Annotated in this window: 11 protein-coding genes; 3 read left to right on the top strand and 8 right to left on the bottom strand. The window is 71.3% G+C overall.

Going from position 1 to position 19,053, the window contains the following annotated elements; translation table 11 throughout:
* Positions 1–9 precede the first annotated feature (9 nt).
* The 7 genes from AB5J73_RS11935 to AB5J73_RS11905 all read right to left on the bottom strand — a co-directional run bounded on the left by AB5J73_RS11935 (position 10) and on the right by AB5J73_RS11905 (position 13,570).
* Positions 10–2,253, bottom strand: coding sequence for an ADP-ribosylglycohydrolase family protein (locus AB5J73_RS11935; protein ID WP_370969752.1), 2,244 nt, complete (start codon positions 2,251–2,253; stop codon positions 10–12).
* The gene (locus tag AB5J73_RS11930) at positions 2,254–3,669 is read right to left on the bottom strand and encodes a TNT domain-containing protein (protein ID WP_370969751.1); all 1,416 of its coding nucleotides are present in this window, start codon (positions 3,667–3,669) and stop codon (positions 2,254–2,256) included.
* Positions 3,666–4,112, bottom strand: a complete 447-nt coding sequence (locus AB5J73_RS11925) for a hypothetical protein (protein ID WP_370969750.1) — start codon at positions 4,110–4,112, stop codon at positions 3,666–3,668. The genes AB5J73_RS11930 and AB5J73_RS11925 overlap by 4 nt, the downstream gene beginning before the upstream one ends.
* The gene (locus AB5J73_RS11920) at positions 4,112–11,254 is read right to left on the bottom strand and encodes a toxin glutamine deamidase domain-containing protein (protein WP_370969749.1); all 7,143 of its coding nucleotides are present in this window, start codon (positions 11,252–11,254) and stop codon (positions 4,112–4,114) included. The genes AB5J73_RS11925 and AB5J73_RS11920 overlap by 1 nt, the downstream gene beginning before the upstream one ends.
* A 9-nt stretch (positions 11,255–11,263) precedes the next feature.
* The gene (locus tag AB5J73_RS11915) at positions 11,264–11,587 is read right to left on the bottom strand and encodes a WXG100 family type VII secretion target (protein ID WP_370969748.1); all 324 of its coding nucleotides are present in this window, start codon (positions 11,585–11,587) and stop codon (positions 11,264–11,266) included.
* Positions 11,587–12,135: a YbaB/EbfC family nucleoid-associated protein gene (locus tag AB5J73_RS11910; RefSeq protein WP_370969747.1), complete on the bottom strand. Its 549-nt coding sequence runs from the start codon at positions 12,133–12,135 to the stop codon at positions 11,587–11,589. Before AB5J73_RS11910 ends, AB5J73_RS11915 begins: the two co-directional genes overlap by 1 nt.
* Before the next feature lie 142 nt (positions 12,136–12,277).
* A complete protein-coding gene (locus AB5J73_RS11905; RefSeq protein WP_370969746.1) occupies positions 12,278–13,570 on the bottom strand; it encodes an MFS transporter in 1,293 nt (430 codons plus the stop codon).
* Positions 13,571–13,772: 202 nt separating this feature from the next.
* Here AB5J73_RS11905 and AB5J73_RS11900 point away from each other — a divergent pair, with 202 nt between their 5' ends.
* The gene (locus tag AB5J73_RS11900) at positions 13,773–14,354 is read left to right on the top strand and encodes a YqgE/AlgH family protein (protein WP_169734908.1); all 582 of its coding nucleotides are present in this window, start codon (positions 13,773–13,775) and stop codon (positions 14,352–14,354) included.
* On the opposite strand, the gene AB5J73_RS11895 is transcribed toward AB5J73_RS11900, so the two are convergent.
* Entirely contained in the window at positions 14,351–14,770 is a 420-nt protein-coding gene (locus tag AB5J73_RS11895; protein ID WP_370969745.1) for an SdpI family protein, read from the bottom strand. The genes AB5J73_RS11900 and AB5J73_RS11895 overlap by 4 nt on opposite strands.
* A 65-nt stretch (positions 14,771–14,835) precedes the next feature.
* Here AB5J73_RS11895 and AB5J73_RS11890 point away from each other — a divergent pair, with 65 nt between their 5' ends.
* Both AB5J73_RS11890 and leuS read left to right on the top strand, forming a co-directional pair.
* Positions 14,836–15,996, top strand: a complete 1,161-nt coding sequence (locus tag AB5J73_RS11890) for an esterase-like activity of phytase family protein (RefSeq protein ID WP_370969744.1) — start codon at positions 14,836–14,838, stop codon at positions 15,994–15,996.
* Between the two features lie 157 nt (positions 15,997–16,153).
* Complete coding sequence (gene leuS / locus AB5J73_RS11885; protein WP_370969743.1) at positions 16,154–18,994, top strand: leucine--tRNA ligase; 2,841 nt, start codon at positions 16,154–16,156, stop codon at positions 18,992–18,994.
* The last annotated feature ends 59 nt before the right edge of the window (positions 18,995–19,053 follow it).

The following is a 19,053-nucleotide window of genomic DNA, read 5'->3' as shown; positions in this document are numbered from 1 at the left end:
ATCCTCGGGCTAATGCCGCGGGTACCGCTCGATCCACGCGTCACCCTGCGCGCTCAGCGCCGAGTGCCGGTCGAAGTGCCAGTAGGCGTCCGAAGCGACGTTCTCGACCAGGTACCGCAGCTCCAGCTGGTCGACCCACTTCTGCGGCAGCCCGGGGATCCCGGTGCGCGCGCCCAGCAGGGCGCCGGCGAGCGCACCCGTGAGCGCGCTGCGGCCGGAGTGGTTGACCGCGCGCAGCAGCGCCTGCTCCGGGTAGTTCTCGAAGCCGGACAACGCGGCGAAAGCGCGTCCGAGCACCGACAGCGTCGTCTGGCCGTCGCCGATCAGCTCCGCCATCCGCAGGTCGGGGAGCCCGTGCTCGCCGAAGAACGGCACCGACTCGGCGACCATGTCCCCGATCGCCGTCCACTCCGGACCCTGCTGGAACTGGTTGTCCGGGTTGAGCACCTCGCGGCTGAGGTTCCAGATCGGGAAGCTGAACGCGTCCTTGGTCAGGGCGTGCTCGAACAGCCAGGTCAGGTAGGTCGCGGCGGCCAGGTCGGGCTCGGTCGGGTGGGTGACGCCGGCGAGGTCGCGCACCGCTTGGCGCGCGCCACCGCTGAACCCGCTGCCGGGCCCGGCCATGGTCAGCGCGGCGGGCAACGCCGGGATCAGCGCGGCCGGGCCGGTCAGCGGCGGCGCGCCGGCCGCCTCGGTCGCGAGCTGGTGGTAGGCGTTGAGCTCGGCGTCGTCGGCGTCACGGCGGGCGTGCAGGTCGGGGACCTGGACGAGCCAGCCGTCCGCGTGCTCCATCGGCGCGCCCTGGGTGCGCAGCCAGCGCTGCAGCGCCCCGCGGACCACGCCGGGGAAGAGCTGCTCGGCTTCGCGGGACTCCGGCTGCTCGCGGTGCGGGCTGCGGACCACGGCCTCGGTGTAGAACAGCAGCCGCTGCGTCAGCGAGCCGATCCGGCCCACCTGGTCGAACGCCGGCAGCAGGTCGGTGACGCCTTCGATGCCGAACTTCGCGTGGATGTCGTGGAGCATCATCCGGTCGACCGCGGCGCCGAGCGCTTCGCCGAGGGCGAAGCCGACGTACGCGCCCGTGACGCGCTGCCAGCCGTAGCGGAAGCCGTCGAGGTCGCGCTCGGGGTACTTGCCGAACGTGTCCAGCCGCGGCACCGTGCGCCCGGCGTTGTCGTAGGCCGGGGCCAGCCCGTTCGCGCGCAGGTCGTTGGGCTTGCTCCGCGGCGGCTCCGGCATCTGCAGCCGCTTCAGCCAGGACTCGCCGAGCACGGTCTTCGCGCACTCCTCGGCGGTCAGCTCGAAGCCCCGCCGCCGGGCCTTCTCGGCCGCCTTGAGCGGCGGCTTCACCGGATCCGGCAGCCCCATCCGCGCCGCGGTGTCGGCGGCGACCCGGATCAGGTCCTCCTCGGCCTCCGGGCAGCGGCCGTGCACGTCGATGCGCGGCTCGTGGCGCGGGAACCGCTTGACGATCTCCGCGAGCTCGCCGCTGGAGACGTCCTCGATGGTCGTCGGGCCACCGTTGATGACCAGGTTCGGCGGGTGCTCGAACTCGGCGAGCGTGGCGACGTCGACCTTCCACCAGCCGTGCTCGCGCGAGGGCAGGTGCCGGGTCGAGCTGAACACCTTGAGCTCGTTGCGCTCCTCGGCGAAGTAGAACCGGTCGGTCTTGCCGGTCTCCAGGTCGAGCGGGACGAACACCTCGCAGCGGATCAGCCCGATGAGCAGCAGCTCCCGGGTCAGCCAGCCGACGCTGCCGAACGACAGCAGCGTTTCGAGGGTGTTCTCCGGCTTCGGGTAGCCGCGGCGGATCGGCCCGGCCTTGTACTCGGGGTTCTCCCGCTCTTCGCCGGTCTGGTTGCCCTCGGCGTCGACCTTCACCCAGCCCGCGACCGCCTGCAGCGGCACGCCCAGCTCGCCGAGCCCGGCCTTCACGTACTCGGGGTCGACGACCTCGCGCCAGTTCTCCTGGCCGGGGAACGCCACCGGCACCGACAGCCCACCGGGGTGCGGGTGCGCCTGCCGCAGCTCGCCGTCCGGCTCGCGGACCACGACCGACGGCGGCGGGAAGATCTCCTTCTCCGGCCGGCCCTCGTCGAGGAACGCGATGGTGTTGTAGGGCACCGACCAGCCCTCGGGGATGCGCAGCACCTTCTCGGTGTCCACCCGGAGCCCGGCGGGACCGGAGACGTCCGGACCGTGCACCGCGCGCAGCCACTGGCCGACCTTGGCAATCGCTTCCGCCGCTTCCACCTACTCGATCCTCTCCAGGCTTCCGTCGGACTCGTGCTCGGCGATCGTCTTCGGCAGCACGAAGGCCACCGCGCCACCCGGCAGGTTCGCCCACGGAACCGTGATGCCGGTGATCACGTGCAGCGGGCGTCTCAGCCGGTAGCTCCGCCGTTGCCGCTCACGTTCCAGCGGCAGCGACGTCGTGGCGAACCGTACCTCCCCGTGGTGGACGAGGTTGCCTGGTTCCTCGCCGAAGCGCAGGACGACCGTACCTGCCACCAGCCGGGTGGTGCGCTTGTTGCGGAGCAGGGTGAGGGGAGGCTCACCCGGAGCCGGGTGGACCGGCCAGTCGTCGAGCTCCCGCGCGGTTTCCCGCGGGGTTTCGTGGCCGGCGGTCATCCGGGCGGGGTGCAGCAGCAACGCGCCCAGCAGCTGCTGCGCGGCGTCTTCGAGCCGGTCGAAGTACTTCGGCGCGCGGGCCTTCCCGCCGGCGTAGGCGGCGACCTCCCAGCCGTCGGGGGTGAAGTTGAGGCACCACGTGCCGTCCGCCCGCTCCCCGACCCGGTAGGCCTCGGGCCAGACGCCGTGCTCGCCGAGCCGCTGCACCAGCACGATCAGCAGCTCGTCGTCGGCCAGCTTCGGATCCGGCGTCGTCTCCAGCTCGGCGGCGACGTCACCGCTGGTCTTCTTGACGTCCGCGCGGCTCGGCTTCGGCCGCGGCCGGCCCAGCAGGTCCGCCTCGGCGGTCCGCCGCACCAGCGGCTCGACGTACGGCGGCTGGAAGTGGTTGCGCCGGATGTGCGCCACCAGGTCCGGTTCGGGGGGAACGCCGTGCTTCGCGAGCAGGAGCGGCACCGCTTCGGACCAGATCCAGGTGCCGTCGCTGTGGAAGCGCTGGTCGGCGTCTTCGTGCACGACGGCTTCGCGCTCGAGGTACTGCAGCACGAGCGGGACCTCGGTGTCGGTCAGCGGCGGCCGCTCGACGTCCGGGCCGCCGATCTCGGCGTGCCGGAACTCCAGGCCCAGCGGTAGCTGCGTGCGCAGCCGCCACCAGTCCGGGATGTGCGCGTCGGCGCGCGGGAACGCGGCGAGCTCATCGGGGTAGGCGGTCGCGGCCGGCGGCTCGGTCCACACCGGGTCGTCGTCGCGCGCGAAGTCGAAGTCGAAGGTGCCGTCCGGGTTGAGCGTGAACCGCGCCTGCAACCAGGTACCGCGGTCCTCGGCGTACATCCCTTCGCGCAGCTGCGCGAAGAGGTCGCCGAGCGCGTCCGACGTCGTGGCGTTGTGGCCCTCGAGTTCGCGATGCGCCCCGACCTGCCGGAAGTCGACGGCGGCGGGCCCGGCGGCGTCCACCCGGTGGTCGCGCAGGAGCTTTCCCAGCTGCACCAGGAGGGTGCGCTGCTCATCCGGTGAAAGTCGTTGTTCCACGTGAATCATTGCCTCGGGTAGCGCGGCTTCGCTTCGAACGTCGGCGCCTCACCGGCCGCGCGCCGAGCGGCTTCGTCTTCCCACATCTTGAAAGTGCGCTTCTGCAGCGCGTGGATCAGCGCGACCTCCTGCGGAGTCCGGCTGCGTCCTTCCCTGACAGCTAGGTCGTCGATGCCTCGGATGGTGTCGTAGAGCGCGAAGATCGGGCCGTCCCCGGTCAGGTACTGGTTCCGCTCGACCTCGGTCTCCCGGACGAATTTCTCTTCGTTGAAGGGACCGCGGATGTTGGACTCGGTCGTCGACCAGATCAGCTCGCGGATGTGGCTGCTGTCCTCTTCGAAGAACCCCGTGCGGAGGTTGAGGATGGTGCCCTTCAACCCGCCCTCGGGCGTCGAGTCGATCCGGTAGGTCCGGGAGTAGTACTTGTAGAACATGGGGGTCTGGAAAGCCATCAGCCGTTCTCCTCGGATGTCAGTCCCCGCCGGAACGCTTCCTCGAAACGGCCTCGGACCTGCTCGGTCAGCGCCGCGGCCAGCGCCGCCTCCTCCGGTGAAAGGAGGCCTTCGCGCCCTTCCTTCCTGCTGAACGTCTCGAAGTCGCGGCGTACCTCGTAGAGCGCGTGTTCGTACGCCGCCACCTCGTCGATGTGGGTCAGGTGCAGCCGCAGTTCGGCCACGTGTCCGTTCGCCAGCCGGACGTTGAGCTGCAGGTCGCGGTAACCGCTCGCCTGCGGGTTGGCCAGCCGGTCCGTGAAATCGACGATCGTGAGTGCGGGGTCGTTGCGCACCGCGTCCAGCGCGCGGTACATGTCCGCGACCTGGTCGAACTGGATCTTGGTGCCGACCAGGTCGGTCAGCTTCGCGCCGTTCCACTCGTGCTTCGCGATCTTCGCCAACGCCCGGACGTCGTCCTTCGGCTCCGGGCGGAACCCGGCGTGGCCGTCCGTTTCCCCCGCGATCCGCTCGGTGATCCGGTTGAGCGTGCCCTGGGTTTCGGGCCAGCGCTCACGCTCTTCGGCAACCCATTGCTCGCAATATTCCGGATCGCCGATCCTCGTGCGGTCGAAGCTGCCGTGCTGCTGCAAGACCGGCGAGGCGCCGTCGGCGATGTGCGCCACGTCCGCGGAGAGCTCCGCCTGCTCCGGCGTCGGGTCGAAGGGCTCGACGCCCTGGTGCTCGACATCCTCGATGACGCTGTACCCGCGCTCGTCCACCTCTCGGAGCGCGTCCTCGAGGATCGGGATCGCCTCGGGGTGCTTGAGCAGGCTTTCGAGGGTCTTCGGGTTGTCCAGCAGCGAGCGGGTCAGGTAGTCGTTGCCCGGCTCGCTCATGATCCGGATCAGCTCGGGGTGCTGCCCGATGTGCTCGCGGATGTAGTCCGCCGACGCGTGCCCGTCGAGCGCGGCGGCGACGTCGTCGCGGGCCAGGAAGGCGTCGTGCGGGGCCGCCGTCCCGTACCCGCCGTGCTCCCCCGTGACGTGGTCGGACCCGATGTGCACCTCGTCCGGCGTGCCGAGGTGCATCAGCTTGATGCTCTTCGGCGGCTGCGGCAGGTGCATGAGGTCGCCGGACTGCGGGTCGATGAACGCGACGCCGTCGCGGGTGTGCACGACCATCGCCACGTGGCCGTACTCGACGCCGTTCGGGCCGTCGTACTTCACGGCGACCACGGCGTGGTGGTCCAGCGGCCGCTCCCGCAGTTCGCGGATGACGTCGTCGTAGCTGCCGCGCGCGGAGAACGTCTCGCCGAACCGGCCCTCGAGGTGTTCGAGCGTGCCGCGGGTGCCCATTTCGTGCAGCAGGATCGGCTCGGCCGTCATGTCGCCGCCGCGCACGCGGTTCAGGTACGCCTCGGGACCGCGCGTGCAGTTCGACAGGTAGCCGTTCTCGAGCGCGCCGGGCTGGTGGAAGCCCGGGTTGACGTCGCGCAGGTGCGGGTGCCGGTCCTGGACGTAGGCCGCGCGCTCGCTCGGCGTCGTCCCGCCGGCGTGGATGGCCGGTTCGGCGGGCGGGTTCGTCGAGCGCGCCAGCCGCGAGTAGTCCGGCCCCGGCTCGGCGACCGGCGGCGGTTCGGCCGGAGTGTCCTCGGTGGTGTCGTGGACCGTCGGCTGCTCCGGCGACGGGGCGACGTGCTCGGGCTCGTTCAAGCCGCCGAGCCGCTCCATCATCGCGGCTTGCTTCCGGCGTTCGAACTCGGCCGCGTTGTGGTCGTTCTCCGCGCGCCGCTCGGCCATCTTCTGCTGCGCGGCCTCGGGATCGAGGTAGCGCGGGTGGCCGGGCCCGATCTCCTCGGCTTCGATGATCCACTTGCGGCGGCCGTCGGGCCCGATCTCGAGCCGCCGTTCGTGCACCAGCAGCTGCGTGCCGGGCGGCGAGAGGGATTCGCGCTCGCCCGGGTTCTCAGCGAGCTTGGAGATGTCGCGGAGGTTGTCGGACCGGACGTGCAGCTCGACGTCGTCGCCGAACTTCGACGTCGAGAACTCGTCGGTCTTGATCGACGCGCTGGAGAACGCGGGCTCGACGACGACCGACCCCGGCTCGTACGGCCCGGCGACCAGCTCGGCCAGCCGCGGATCACCGCCGACGTCGATGCCGCGGAGGCTCTCCCCGGACGTGCGGGGGACCTGGTTGAGGCCGTCCATGATCGCGCGGGTGTTCTCGTGCGCGAGGTCGAACCCGGGGTGGTCGGGGCCGCGGCGCAGGGCCTCGTTGACGTCGTAGGCGTATTCGCCGCGGGTGTAGCCGTGCAGCGCGACGGCACCCTCGTCGGTGAGCGGCAGCCCGGCGGCGTCCCGGCGGTCCAGCGCGCGGTCGTGGATCTGCTGGTAGATGTCCTCGTCACCGACCGCGCGGCGGATGCTTTCGTGGTCGGCCGGGGTGCCGCGGTGCTCGCCGTCGAAGAGGTAGCCCTCGTCGTGCGGCACCCGTTCGGTCGTCGGGTTGAGCCGGTCGGAGATGCCCTCGTGGTGCGGCGCCGGTGCGTCCCCGCCGCCGAGCGGCATGGCGTGGATGCCGGTGGCGTCGTGCGGCAGCTCGGCGAGCCGTCCGGTGACGGGATCGGCGAAGAGCACCCCGTGCTCGGTGTGCACGCCGGCGACCAGCCGCGTCTCGCCGCCGGGCGTCTCGAAGGCGACGGCCGTCCGCGCGCCGACGGGACGTTCCCCGAGGTCACGGGCGACGTCGTCGAAGCTGCCCCGCCCGTGCCACTGCCCGCCGAGCTGCTCGCGGAGGTCGGCGAGGCTCTGCTGCCGCGCCGGCCCGGCGACGACGTCCTCGCCGTTCATCCGCCGTTCGAAGGCGACCATCGACTCGGCGGCGTTGGTCTGGAAACCGTTCTGGAGGCCCTCCGGGCTGTAGTGGTTGCGGGTGTTGACCGCCCCGAGCTCGGGAACGGCGTCCCGCACGAGCCGCGCGTGCTGCTGCGCCGTCTCGACGGACCCGGCGTGCAACACGGGCTGCCCGCCCGGCGTCAACGGCTCGGCGAGTCGCGACCAGCCCCCTTCGGGCTCCCCGGTCGCCGGCGGCGGTCGTTCGGGCAGCGGCGTCGCGTTCGGATCGTCGAAGGCGGTCAGCTTCGACATGTCACCCGGTCGCAGCTCGGGGTGCTCGGCGTAGAACTGCTCGAGCTCTTCGTCGGCCTCACGCTGGAAGCGGTCCTCGTCGGCGCGCTCGTCGGCCCGCCGCCGTTCGACGGCGTCGCGCGCCTCGTCCGCCCCGAGGTGCCGCGGATCCCCGGGCGGAATCTCCTCGGCGTGCACGACGTAGTGCGGCTGCCCGGGCTCCGGCTTCGGCTTGTGGTTCGGGTGCCCGGGCCCCTCCTCGACACCGGTGATCTTGAACTGCGTCCCGGCCTTGAAGAGGACCTCGCGCTCGTGCCCGATGCTGGCCATCGACTCGACGTCCCGCCCGGTCCTGGACTGGATCCGCATTTCGACTTCGCCGGGGAACTTGCTGCGCGGGTGATCGGCGTCGACCTTCGACGAGCTGAGGAACGACGGCTCGGTGATGTGCGCCCCGTCGTGGAACCGCCCGATGAACGCCTGGAGCCGCGAGAGGTTGCCACCGAAGTCCACCCGCCGCGAGACGGTCCCGACGTGCGGCGGAAGTTCGTTCAGCCCCGAGACGAGCGCACCCGCCTGCGGCGCGAGGTCGACGAGCTCGGGCCCACCCAGCCGCAACGCCCGGTTGAGCGGCCCGACCATCTCGTACCGCGTGTAGGCGTGGACGGCGAAAGCCCCGTCGTCGGACATCCCGGGGTGGTGCTCATCGCGCTTGGCGAGCGCCTCGCGGCGGACCTGTTCGTGCCGCCACTCACCGTCTTCCTGGCTCTGGCGCCCGGAGTCCATGAAGGTGTCCTCCACCCGCCTGATCCCGGAGGGGTCATCGGTGTGGAAGTCGTCATCGGTGAGGTAGGGCTCGTGGGGTTCGGCTTGGCCGTAGTCGGAGGGCGTCTCGGGGTCTTGGTGGTGCTCGTCGGCGGGGTGCTGCTCGGCACTGTCCTGGGCGGCGGGTTCCTCGCCGACGTGGGGCTCTTGCTTGGCGGTTTCGGGTTCCGCGGGGTGCTGGTCGGTGTGCTCGGTTGTGGCTGTTTCTGGCTCCGCCGGGCGTTGCTCGGTGGTGCGCTCGCCCGTCGAGTCCTGGTCAGCGCGCGGTTCCCGGTCCCGTGCCGGCGTGCCCGGTTCTGCCGGGCGCTGTTCAGCGGCGCGTTCGTGCGTCGAGTCGTCGCGCGGTTCCTGCTCCCGCGCGGCCGTGCCCGGTTCGACGGCGTGCTGAGCTGTCGACTCCTCGCCGGCGCGCGGTTCCTCCGTGCGTCGTCCGGCGTGCTCGGGTGCGCGCGTTTCCGGTTCCACCGGGCGCTGTTCGTGCGTGGCAGGTTGCCCCGGCGCACGATCCACCGGCCGAGGCGGCTCGAACGGCCCCCGCGGCAGGTGCTCCTGCGGCGGCCCGAACCGCGGCGGCCCCACCCGCGGATCGTGCGGAGGCATCGGCGGCCGGCCACCAGGGTGCGGCCCAGGCCCCTGCGGCCCACGAGGCTGATTCGGATACCCGGCAGGCCGCTGCCCACCCAACGGCGGCATCCGCCGCGGATCATTCGGGTGCAACCCACCCTGCGGCGGCTGTCCACCAGGCGACCGCGGATGCGACGTCCCCCCGTGCTGAACCGGCGGCTGCCCACCACGAACCCCCGGCCCACCCGGCAACGGCGGCTGCCCCCCGTGCAGCAACCACCGCGGATCCTGCGCAACCGGCCCACCCTGCCGCGGCGGCTGCCCACCCCCCTGCGGCGGCTGCCCGCCTTGCGGACGCGGCTGCGCAGTGTGCGGCGGCTGACCGGGCTGAAGTGGCTGCCCACCGTGCAGTGGCTGGCCACCCGGCTGAAGCGGCTGCCCGCCGTGTGGCGGCTGCGCACCTGGCTGAAGCGGCTGTCCACCGTGCAGCGGCCGGCCACCAGGCTGACCCACGTTCCCACCAGGGCGACCCGGTGGCCCACCATGCGGTGGCTGAACCCCGCGTGGCGGCATACCTGCCTGACCACCGTGGGGAAGTTGCCCGCCGTGCGGCGGCCGACCAGCCCGTGGTCCACCTGGCAACCCAGGTTGCCCACCCAACGGCGGCTGCCCACCCGGCATCATCCGCCGCGGCTCCCCACCGCGCGACGGCATCGGTGCCTGCGGTGCCGGACCGCCGCTCGGCGGGGGCGGCGCGAACCCGCCCGGAGACTGTGGCGACCCACCGTTCTGAACCGGCGCCGGCCCGGCGTCCGCTGCGAACGGCTGGCTCTGACCGCCCGTGAAACCCGCTGCCCCGACGTTGTCCTGCGGACGTCCGCCGCTCTGGCGTCCGAGCTCCGGGCCGGATCCCGGGGGTGGCGCCATGCCGTAGCCGCCCTGGGCGGAACTGCCCGTCGGTTGAGGCTCTGCCCGATGCGACTCGGTTGGGTGCGCGATCGGTTCCGCCTGCTGGGCACGAGGCTCGACCGGGCTCGGGGCGCTTTCCGCACGCTGCTCCGGCGCGACATCGGCCCGCGCCTCGGGAGCCGACGGCGCCTCCCGCCGCGGCTCGGGCGCGGACGACGGCTGCTCCTGGCGCACCTCGGGTTCGGAACTCTCCCGCCGAGTTTCGGGTCCCTCGCCCCGCGACTGGGGTGCCGACTCGCCCCGCGATTCAGGGGCGGACTCCCGCTGAGCCTCAGGCGCCGACTCGCGCCGGGTTTCGGGCTGCTCGGCCCGCGATTCGGGCGCGGACTCCCGCTGAGCCTGGGCCTGCTCGCCCCGCGATTCGGGTGCCGATTCGCTCCGGGTCTCAGGCGCCGACTCCCGCCGATTCTCCGGCTGCTCCCCTCGTGACTCGGGCGCAGACTCCTGCCGAGCCTCGGACTCCGAACCCCGCGACTCGGGCGCAGACTCCTGCCGAGCCTCGGACTCCGAACCCCGCGACTCGGGCGCAGACTCCTGCCGAGCCTCGGACTCCGAACCCCGCGTCTCAGGCGCCGACTCAGACCGAGCCCCAGGCTCTTCACCCCGGGACTCAGGCCCCGACTCAGAACCCCGCGACTCAGGCTCCGAGCCCGACTCCCGCCGCGACTCCCCCGAACCACCATCAGCCCCGGAATCCGGCTCCGACCGCGGAATGTTCGCCTCGGGAACCGAGTGCAACTGCTCCTTCGCGCCCCCGACGGCGCCCCCGACCGCCCCGCTCGAAGCGCCCATCAGCAGCTGCTCCGGCGTCAACGACCCGAGATCCCCGGTGACCGCCGCCTGCCCGACCGTCTGCGCCACGCCCTCGACCGCGCCCCGGGCGCCCGCGCGCATGGCGGCGTCCGCGACCTGTCCGCCGGCGCTGTGCGACAGCCCCTCGGTCGCCCCGCGTCCGATCGAACCCGAAGCCGCTCCCACGACGCCGCCGACCGCGCCCGAGATCGCCGCGTCCGATGTCTTCGACCAGTCCCAGTCCTTGCGGTCGCCCTTCGCCATCTGCAGGCCCTGGATGCCCGCGTCCATGCCGAGGTTGATGGCCTCGTTCTTGAGGACCTCCATGCCGATCTTCTTGAGGCCCTGCTTGAGCAGCTTCTCCAGCAGCTCCTTCGCGACCTGCTTGAACCCCTGCTGAGCCAGCTTCTCGAGCAGCTGCCGGAACAGCATCTGCACGGTCATCCGGGTCGCGATCTGGGCCGGGGCGATACCCGCCGTCGAGCCGCCGAACGTGACCGCCGCCGCCGCGATCATCGCCGCGATCTGGGCGGCCAGGACGATCAGCGAGATGATGATCATGTACTTCGTGTACTCGACGTCCAGGGCCGTCTGGTCACACGAGTCACCGAGGGCTTTCGCCGCGTCGGCCAGTTGCTTGAAGTACGCCTCGTCGCCCTCGACGAACTTCTTCCACTGCTCGGCGAACGCGTCCGCGCCGTCGCCGGTCCAGTTGTCGCGGATGCCGGACGCCGCCTGGTTACCCGCTTCGGACGCCGGCGCGATCGCCGACGACGCCGTGTGCCACGCGTCCCGCAGCGCGCGCAGCTTGGTCTCGTCGCCCTCGGGCCAGCTCTCCCCGACGACGATCGGCAGCAGCCACTTGACCGCGTCGGGCATCTCCATACCCACGCGTCATTGCCCCTTGCTCAGCTGGGACGTCACGTCTTCGTCGGCGCCCGAAAGGGCCTTCATCGACTTGGCGACGTTCTGCTGCATCCCCCGCAGCCCCTGCACGAGGTTGGTGAACCCCTCGACGGCGCCCTGCGCGCCGGGCACGTAGTCCTTCGCGAACTCCTTGCCGGAGTCGTCGGTCCCCCAGCACTCGCCCTGCGCGGCGAGCGCGCTCTGCAGCGCCTTGACCGCGTTGTCGAGTCCGTCCGCGGCCGTGACCAGGCCGTTCGACGCGCGCAGGACCGCGTCGGGTTCCGCGGTGAAGCCGGATCCCCCCTCCGGCATCAGTCGCCCCTCGTCATCCAGGACGACGGCGGCTCCTCGTCCACGTCGTCACGCGGCGGGCGGACGCGCTTGGGCGCGGGCTTCGGGGCGGGCATCGGCGGAGGCGGCGGCGTCTGCTCGTTGCGCAGGATGGAGCCGCCGTCTTCGAACGATTCCGGTCGCGGCGCGGGCGCTGCTTCCTCGACGAACTCGGGGATCGACGGCACCAGTCCGGCCAGCGACGGCGCGCCCTCGACCAGGTCGGCGAGGTCGGGCAGGCCTTCGGTGATCGGCGCCATCAGGTCGGCGATCTTCTGCTTGACCTGCAGCGATCCTTGCCGCACCAGCGTTTGGACGGTGTTCGCGAGCTGCGCGGGGGTCGTGCGTTCGAAGGTGGTGGGCGCGAATTCGAGCTTCGCGAGGCTGCCACCGGCGTCGATCGTGGCGCGGACCAGGCCGTCGGGGGAACTCACCTGCGCGGTGGTCTCGGCCGCCGCGGCCTGGGCGTCGCGCAGCTGCGCGGTCTGCCGCTCGAAGTTCTCCAGGAGGGTGTCCATCTGGTCCTTCATCGCGGCATTGCGTGCTTCGAGCTGTGCACGGTCGTCGCCCGCGGTGGTCACAGGTGCCCCCGGTGTCCCTCGAACCTACTAATGACTGCCCGTCACCCTAATGCCAATGGAGCAGTCATCGTGACCGGTTCGGGTCTTTGCGTCAGCGAATCGCGCGGCGCCGGGCCAGTGCGTAGCCGGCCCCGCCGACGAGGTAGCAGACCGTCGCGGCGATCAGCAGGCCCGGCGCGCGGCCGTCGTCCGGCACGACGAGCGCGCCCAGCGAAACCGCCGCCACCTGGGTGATGTTGAAGAGCGTGTCGTACAGCGCGAACACCCGGCCGCGTGCTTCGTCGGCGACGTCGAGCTGGATCGACGAATCGACGCAGAGCTTGAGCACCTGCCCCGCCCCGGTGATCACGAACGACGCGAGCAGCGCCAGCGGCAGCACCATCGGCAGGCCCAGCGCGGACTGCGCGAGCGCCGCCAGCAGCAGGGAGCCGAGCACCGCGCGCAGCCGGCCGAACTTGCGGATGGTCCGCGCGGTCAGCAGCCCGGCCAGCAGCAGGCCGGCGCCGGCGAGCGCGGCCATCTGCCCCAGCCCGGGCAGGCCGGCGCGGAAGATCCCGTGGTCGGTGAAGTAGTTGCGCATCAGCAGCACGGTGACCAGCAGCGACACCCCGAACGACGCCCGGTGCGCGAACAGCGCGATGAACCCGGCCGTGACGCTGGGGGCCCGCCAGGCGTGGCGGGCGCCGTCCGCCAGCCCGCGCGCGACGGCCAGCACGGGGTTCGTCGGCTCGTCGACCACGGTCGGCCCGAGCACGCCCCGGGCGAAACCGCGCGCGATGAACGCCGAGACCAGCGTGCCGAGGACGGCGAACGCGGTGGTCTCGGCCGATCCGACGTCGTTGCCGCCGAAGAGCGCCCGTAACCCGATCGCGCACCCGCCGCCGATGACGGCGACCACCGAACCGAGCGTCGTGGCGAACGCGTTCGCCGTCACGACGCTCTCTTCGCGCACGACGTGCGGAAGCGACGCCGAGAGCCCGGAACCGATGAAGCGGGAGATGCCCTCCGCGGCCAGTGCCAGCGAAAACAGGCCGAGCCCGCCGAACCCGAACCCGACGGCGGCGGACGCGGCCAGGATCGCCAGCCCGCGCAGGAGGTTCGCGAAGATCAGGACGCGACGGCGGTCCCACCGGTCCAGCAGCGCACCCGCGAACGGCCCGACGACCGAGTACGGCAGCAGCAGCGCGGCGAACCCGCCGGCGATGGCCAGCGGGTCGGCGCCGCGTTCGGGGTTGAACAGGACGGCTCCGGCGAGCCCGGCGCGGAAGACGCCGTCGCCCCAGCTGGCGGCGAAGCGGGTGAAGAGCAGACGCCGGAAGTCCGGGTCCTTCAACAGCTCCCGGGGGCCCTGTCGGGTGGTCTCGGCGCCGGTGCTGATCGTCACGGAGCCAGAGTAGTAGGTGGCCGGCGCACTAAGGTCGCCTCTCGGCGGCTATGCGCAGTGTGGCTCCAGCCGGACGGTATTCCACAAAGGCGGTTCTTCAGTGAGCCCGGGGGACACGGAGTGCGCCGACCACTGTTTCAAACGAGGCGCGTGGGGCGATTGTTCCCGAGCCGAAGTAATTCGCCGGGCCGAAGGTGAGATCATGGGTCGCGTGCCAGCGGACGCCGAGGTTGAGCCGGGAACGCTCCTGGTCGCCGCCCCCACGATGGTCGACCCCAACTTCAAGCGGACCGTGGTGTTCGTCATCGATCACCGTGACGAAGGCACGCTCGGCGTGGTCCTGAACCGGCCGAGCGACGTCGCCGTGCACGACGTGCTGCCCAACTGGGGTGGGCACGTCGCCGAGCCCCAGGCGGTGTTCGTCGGCGGGCCGGTCGAGAAGAAGACCGCGTTGTGCCTGGCCGCGCTGCGCACCGGCGAGACGGCGGCGAGCGTGCCGGGCGTGATCGCCGTCCGCGGGCCGGTCGCACTGGTCGACCTGGACACCGACCCCGAGGCGCTGGTGCCGAAGGTCCGCGGCGTGCGCGTCTTCGCCGGGTACGCGGGCTGGGACTCGGGTCAGCTGGCGGGCGAGATCGAGCGCGACGACTGGGTCATCGTGCCCGCGCTGCCGAGCGACATCCTGGCCTCGCCCAACGGCGACCTGTGGAGCCAGGTGCTGCGCCGCCAGGGCATCCCGCTGGCGCTACTGGCCACCCACCCGGGCGACCTCCAGCGGAACTAGGCTTCTTCCTTCTTGAAGACGCCGCAGCCACCGGCGCCGCACGCGCAGCCGCTGCAGCCGGCGGGCGCCGCCGGAGCCGGCGCGGGCACGGTCAGCGCGGCCCGGTTGCCGAGCACGCCACCGCCCATGACCAGCACGAGCATCGCGAGCACGCCCGCGAGCGCGGCCGAAACCAGCAGACCGGTCGTCGGCATGGCCAGCCCCGCCAGCCCGGTGAGCACGGCGATCGCGCCCCCGGCCATGGTCGGCAGGCCCGCGACGCGGTTGGCCAGCTTGAACGCCTCTTCGCTGCGCAACGCCGCTTGCGTGCGCACCCCGGTACCGCCTTCGCGCGTCAAGCGCTCGCGGAACCCGAGGAACCCACCAAAACCGACGAGCAGACCCAGCACGACCGGAACCAGCGCGATAGCGAACACGGGTCAAGGATAAGCGTGACGTCCCGGCAACCTGCCGGATACCCTGATCGACTGTGCTACAGGCCATGTCACCGCGTGTACTGCCCACCGTCCTGGCCCTTGGCCTGATCGGGGGAATCCTCGCCGCCGCGCCGGCGAGCGCCACCGAGAGTCACCAGCGGCCCATCCGGTTGCTCGGCGAGACCATCGTCCCGAACGCCCTGCAGTTCCAGGGCACGACGGTCGGCGGCCTGTCCAGCATCGACTACGACCCCCGCACCGGCGGTTACGCGCTGATCTGCGACGACCGGTCGGCGATCAACCCCGCCCGCTTCTACACCGCGACCTTCCCGGTGTCCGCGAACGGCGTCGGCCCGGTGACCTTCACCGGCACGAAGCCGCTGCTGCGCCCCGACGGCACGCCGTACCCGCCGCTCGCGCAGAACGACCCCTCGAAGCCGCAGAACGAGCAGACGATCGACCCCGAAGAGCTGCGCGTCGACCCGTGGACCGGCGACTACTACTGGTCGCAGGAGGGCGAGCGGACGGCGACGACGTTGATCGACCCGTCCGTCCGCGAGGCGCGCCGCGACGGGAAATACGTCCGCGACCTGCCGATCCCCGCGAACGAGAAGATGACGCCGGCGGCGGGCCCGCGGCAGAACCTCGTGCTCGAAGGCATCACCTTCACCGGCTACGGCTCGCTGCTGGCCAGCGAGGTCGAGGGCCCGCTGCTGCAGGACGGCCCGGAGGCGACGACGACCACCGGCGCGCTGTCGCGGATCACGCTGCAGTCGCGGTTCGGCCCGGTCCTGGCCCAGTACGCCTACCCGCAGGAGCCGCTGTTCGCCGCGCCGGTGCCGCCCACGGCGTTCGCGACGACCGGCGTGTCCTCGATGCTGGCCGTCGACCAGGCCGACCCGACGAAGTTCCTCATGATGGAACGCTCGTTCAGCACCGGTGTCGGCAACAAGGTGCGCGTCTACGAGATCGACACCAGCGGTGCCACGAACGTCCTGAACGTGAAGTCCCTGGCCGACGCGAAGCACGTCAAGCCGGTGAAGAAGCGGTTCCTCTTCGACGCGGCCGACCTCGGCCTGTCCACTGTGGACAACCTGGAGGGCATGACCTGGGGTCCGAAGCTGCCGAACGGCGAGCGCAGCCTGGTCATCGTCAGCGACAACAACTTCTCGGCGACCCAGGTCACCCAGTTCGCCGCACTGGCGGTCCCCTCCGAACGGCTTTGACCAGCAAGTTACGATGAAGGTATGAACACGGCTCGGCTGCTCCTTAGCCTGCCGCGCTGACCGGGCCCGGCCCGGCCGGCGCGGCGACCCCTCATGCCCTGGTGGCTGAGGGGTCGAGTTGTTTCTGGAGTAGGTCGAAACGCGAAGGAAGACGGCGATGACTGAGGCGACCGGGACCGACGTCCCCGCGCACCGCTACACGGCCGCGCTGGCCGGGCAGATCGAGCAGCGCTGGCAGGACCACTGGGCCGACCAGGGCACCTTCCACGCGCCCAACCCCGTCGGGCCGCTCTCGGTCGAGGGGCAGCCGGTCCCCAGCGACAAGCTGTTCGTCCAGGACATGTTCCCGTACCCGTCGGGCTCCGGCCTGCACGTCGGGCACCCGCTGGGCTTCATCAGCACCGACGTCTTCGCCCGGTACCACCGGATGATCGGGCGCAACGTGCTGCACACGATGGGCTTCGACGCGTTCGGCCTGCCCGCCGAGCAGTACGCGGTCCAGACCGGGCAGCACCCGCGCAAGACGACCGAGGAGAACATCCGGACCTACCTGCGCCAGATCCGGCGCCTGGGCCTGGGCCACGACGAACGCCGGCGCATCTCCACGATCGACCCCGAGTACTACCGCTGGACGCAGTGGATCTTCCTGCGGATCTTCAACTCCTGGTACGACACCGAGGCGGGCAAGGCGCGCCCGATCGCCGAGCTGGAGGCGGCGTTCGCCGACGGCTCGCGGCCGACGCCGGACGGCCGTGACTGGGCGTCGCTGAGCGCGTCCGAGCGGAAGAAGGTGATCGACGACCACCGGCTGGTGTACATCTCCGAAGCGCCGGTCAACTGGTGCCCGGGCCTGGGCACGGTGCTGTCGAACGAAGAGGTCACCGCCGACGGCCGCAGCGAGCGCGGCAACTTCCCCGTCTTCCGCCGCAACCTGCGGCAGTGGATGATGCGGATCACCGCGTACGCCGATCGCCTGGTCGACGACCTGGACCTGCTGGACTGGCCGGAGAAGGTCAAGTCCATGCAGCGGAACTGGATCGGCCGCTCGCACGGCGCCCGCGTCACGTTCAAGGCCGGCGAAGACGCGATCGAGGTCTTCACGACCCGCCCGGACACGCTGTTCGGCGCGACCTACGTGGTGCTGGCGCCGGAACACCCGCTGGTCGACAAGCTGACCGCGGCCGAGTGGTCCGCCGACGTCGACCCCCGGTGGACCGGTGGTGCGGCGACGCCCGCCGACGCCATCGAGGAGTACCGCGTCGCGGCGTCGCGCAAGTCCGAGCTGGACCGGCAGGAGAACAAGGAGAAGACCGGCGTCTTCACCGGCGCGTACGCGACGAACCCGGTCAACGACAAGCAGATCCCGATCTTCGTCGCCGACTACGTGCTGATGGGCTACGGCACCGGCGCGATCATGGCCGTGCCCGGCCAGGACGTCCGCGACTGGGAGTTCGCCGAGAAGTTCGGGCTGGACATCATCCGGACCGTGCAGCCGTCGGACGGCTTCGACGGCAAGGCGTTCACCGGTGACGGCCCGGCGATCAACTCGAGCTTCCTGGACGGCATGGACGTCGCCGAGGCCAAGAAGACGATCATCGACTGGCTGGCCGAAAAGGGTGCCGGCACCGGCACCGTGCAGTACAAGCTGCGCGACTGGCTGTTCTCGCGCCAGCGCTACTGGGGCGAGCCGTTCCCGGTGGTCTACGACGAGGACGGCGAAGTGCACGCCGTGCCCGAGTCGATGCTGCCGATCGAGCTGCCCGAGGTGGCCGACTACTCGCCGGTGACGTTCGACCCCGAGGACCGCGACTCGATGCCGTCCTCGCCGCTGGCGCGCGCGACCGACTGGGTCGAGGTCGAGCTGGACCTGGGCGACGGGCCCAAGACGTACCGCCGCGACATCAACACGATGCCGAACTGGGCGGGTTCGTGCTGGTACCAGCTGCGCTACCTGGACCCGACGAACTCGGAAACGTTCTGCGCGCCCGAAAACGAGCAGTACTGGATGGGGCCGCGCCCCGGCGAGTACGGCGCGGACGACACCGGCGGCGTCGACCTGTACGTCGGCGGCGTCGAGCACGCGGTGCTGCACCTGCTGTACTCGCGGTTCTGGCACAAGGTGCTGTTCGACCTGGGCCACGTGACGTCCAAGGAGCCGTACCGGAAGCTGTTCAACCAGGGCTACATCGAGGCGTACGCGTACACCGACGCGCGCGGCGTCTACGTCCCGGCCGAGCAGGTCGAGGAGCGCGACGGGAAGTACTTCTTCAACGACGAAGAGGTCACCCAGGAGTACGGCAAGATGGGCAAGAGCCTGAAGAACGTCGTCACGCCGGACGAGATGGCCGAGAACTACGGCGCCGACACGTTCCGGTTCTACGAGATGGCGATGGGCCCGCTGGCCATGTCGCGGCCGTGGGCGACCAAGGACGTCGTGGGCGCGCACCGGTTCCTGCAGCGGCTGTGGCGCCTGGTCGTCGACGAGACGACCGGCGAACTGCGAGTGTCCACTGAGGACGCTTCGGAGGCGGACCGCAAGGTGCTGCACCGGACCATCGCGGGCGTCCGCGAGGACTACGCGGAGATGCGGTTCAACACGGCGGGCGCGAAGCTGATCGAGCTGAACAACCACGTCACCAAGGTGTACGGCGCGGCCGCGTCGACGCCGCGCGAGCTGGCCGAGCCGCTGGTGCTGATGCTGGCGCCGCTGGCCCCGCACCTGGCGGAGGAGCTGTGGCACCGGCTGGGTCACGCGGATTCGCTGGTGCAGGGCCCGTTCCCGGTGGTGGACGAGAAGTACCTGGTGGAGGACTCGGTCGAGTACCCGATCCAGGTCAACGGCAAGGTCCGCTCCCGGGTCACCGTGCCGGCGGACGCTGCTTCGGACGCGGTCCAGGCGGCCGCGCTGGCGGACGAGAAGGTGGCGGCGCTGGTCGGCGGCGGCACCCCGCGCAAGGTGATCGTGGTGCCGGGCAAGCTGGTCAACATCGTCCTGTAGCGCGCCGTCGGAAAGCCGCCGGTGCTCGTCGCGTGTTCTCGATTTGATTGAGCAGTCAA

This window comes from Amycolatopsis sp. cg9, from assembly GCF_041346945.1.
Classification (GTDB): domain Bacteria; phylum Actinomycetota; class Actinomycetes; order Mycobacteriales; family Pseudonocardiaceae; genus Amycolatopsis.
This window is presented reverse-complemented; position numbering and strand designations above follow the sequence as displayed.

What these genes read in the sequence shown, in the direction of transcription:
- AB5J73_RS11900 (WP_169734908.1), top strand. Translation starts at nt 13,773, where the DNA reads ATGGGTCGCGTGCCAGCGGACGCCGAGGTTGAGCCGGGAACGCTCCTG.
- leuS (WP_370969743.1), top strand. Translation starts at nt 16,154, where the DNA reads ATGACTGAGGCGACCGGGACCGACGTCCCCGCGCACCGCTACACGGCC.
- AB5J73_RS11930 (WP_370969751.1), bottom strand. Translation starts at nt 3,669, where the DNA reads ATGATTCACGTGGAACAACGACTTTCACCGGATGAGCAGCGCACCCTC.
- AB5J73_RS11920 (WP_370969749.1), bottom strand. Translation starts at nt 11,254, where the DNA reads ATGGAGATGCCCGACGCGGTCAAGTGGCTGCTGCCGATCGTCGTCGGG.
- AB5J73_RS11890 (WP_370969744.1), top strand. Translation starts at nt 14,836, where the DNA reads ATGTCACCGCGTGTACTGCCCACCGTCCTGGCCCTTGGCCTGATCGGG.
- AB5J73_RS11910 (WP_370969747.1), bottom strand. Translation starts at nt 12,135, where the DNA reads ATGAAGGACCAGATGGACACCCTCCTGGAGAACTTCGAGCGGCAGACC.
- AB5J73_RS11925 (WP_370969750.1), bottom strand. Translation starts at nt 4,112, where the DNA reads ATGGCTTTCCAGACCCCCATGTTCTACAAGTACTACTCCCGGACCTAC.
- AB5J73_RS11915 (WP_370969748.1), bottom strand. Translation starts at nt 11,587, where the DNA reads ATGCCGGAGGGGGGATCCGGCTTCACCGCGGAACCCGACGCGGTCCTG.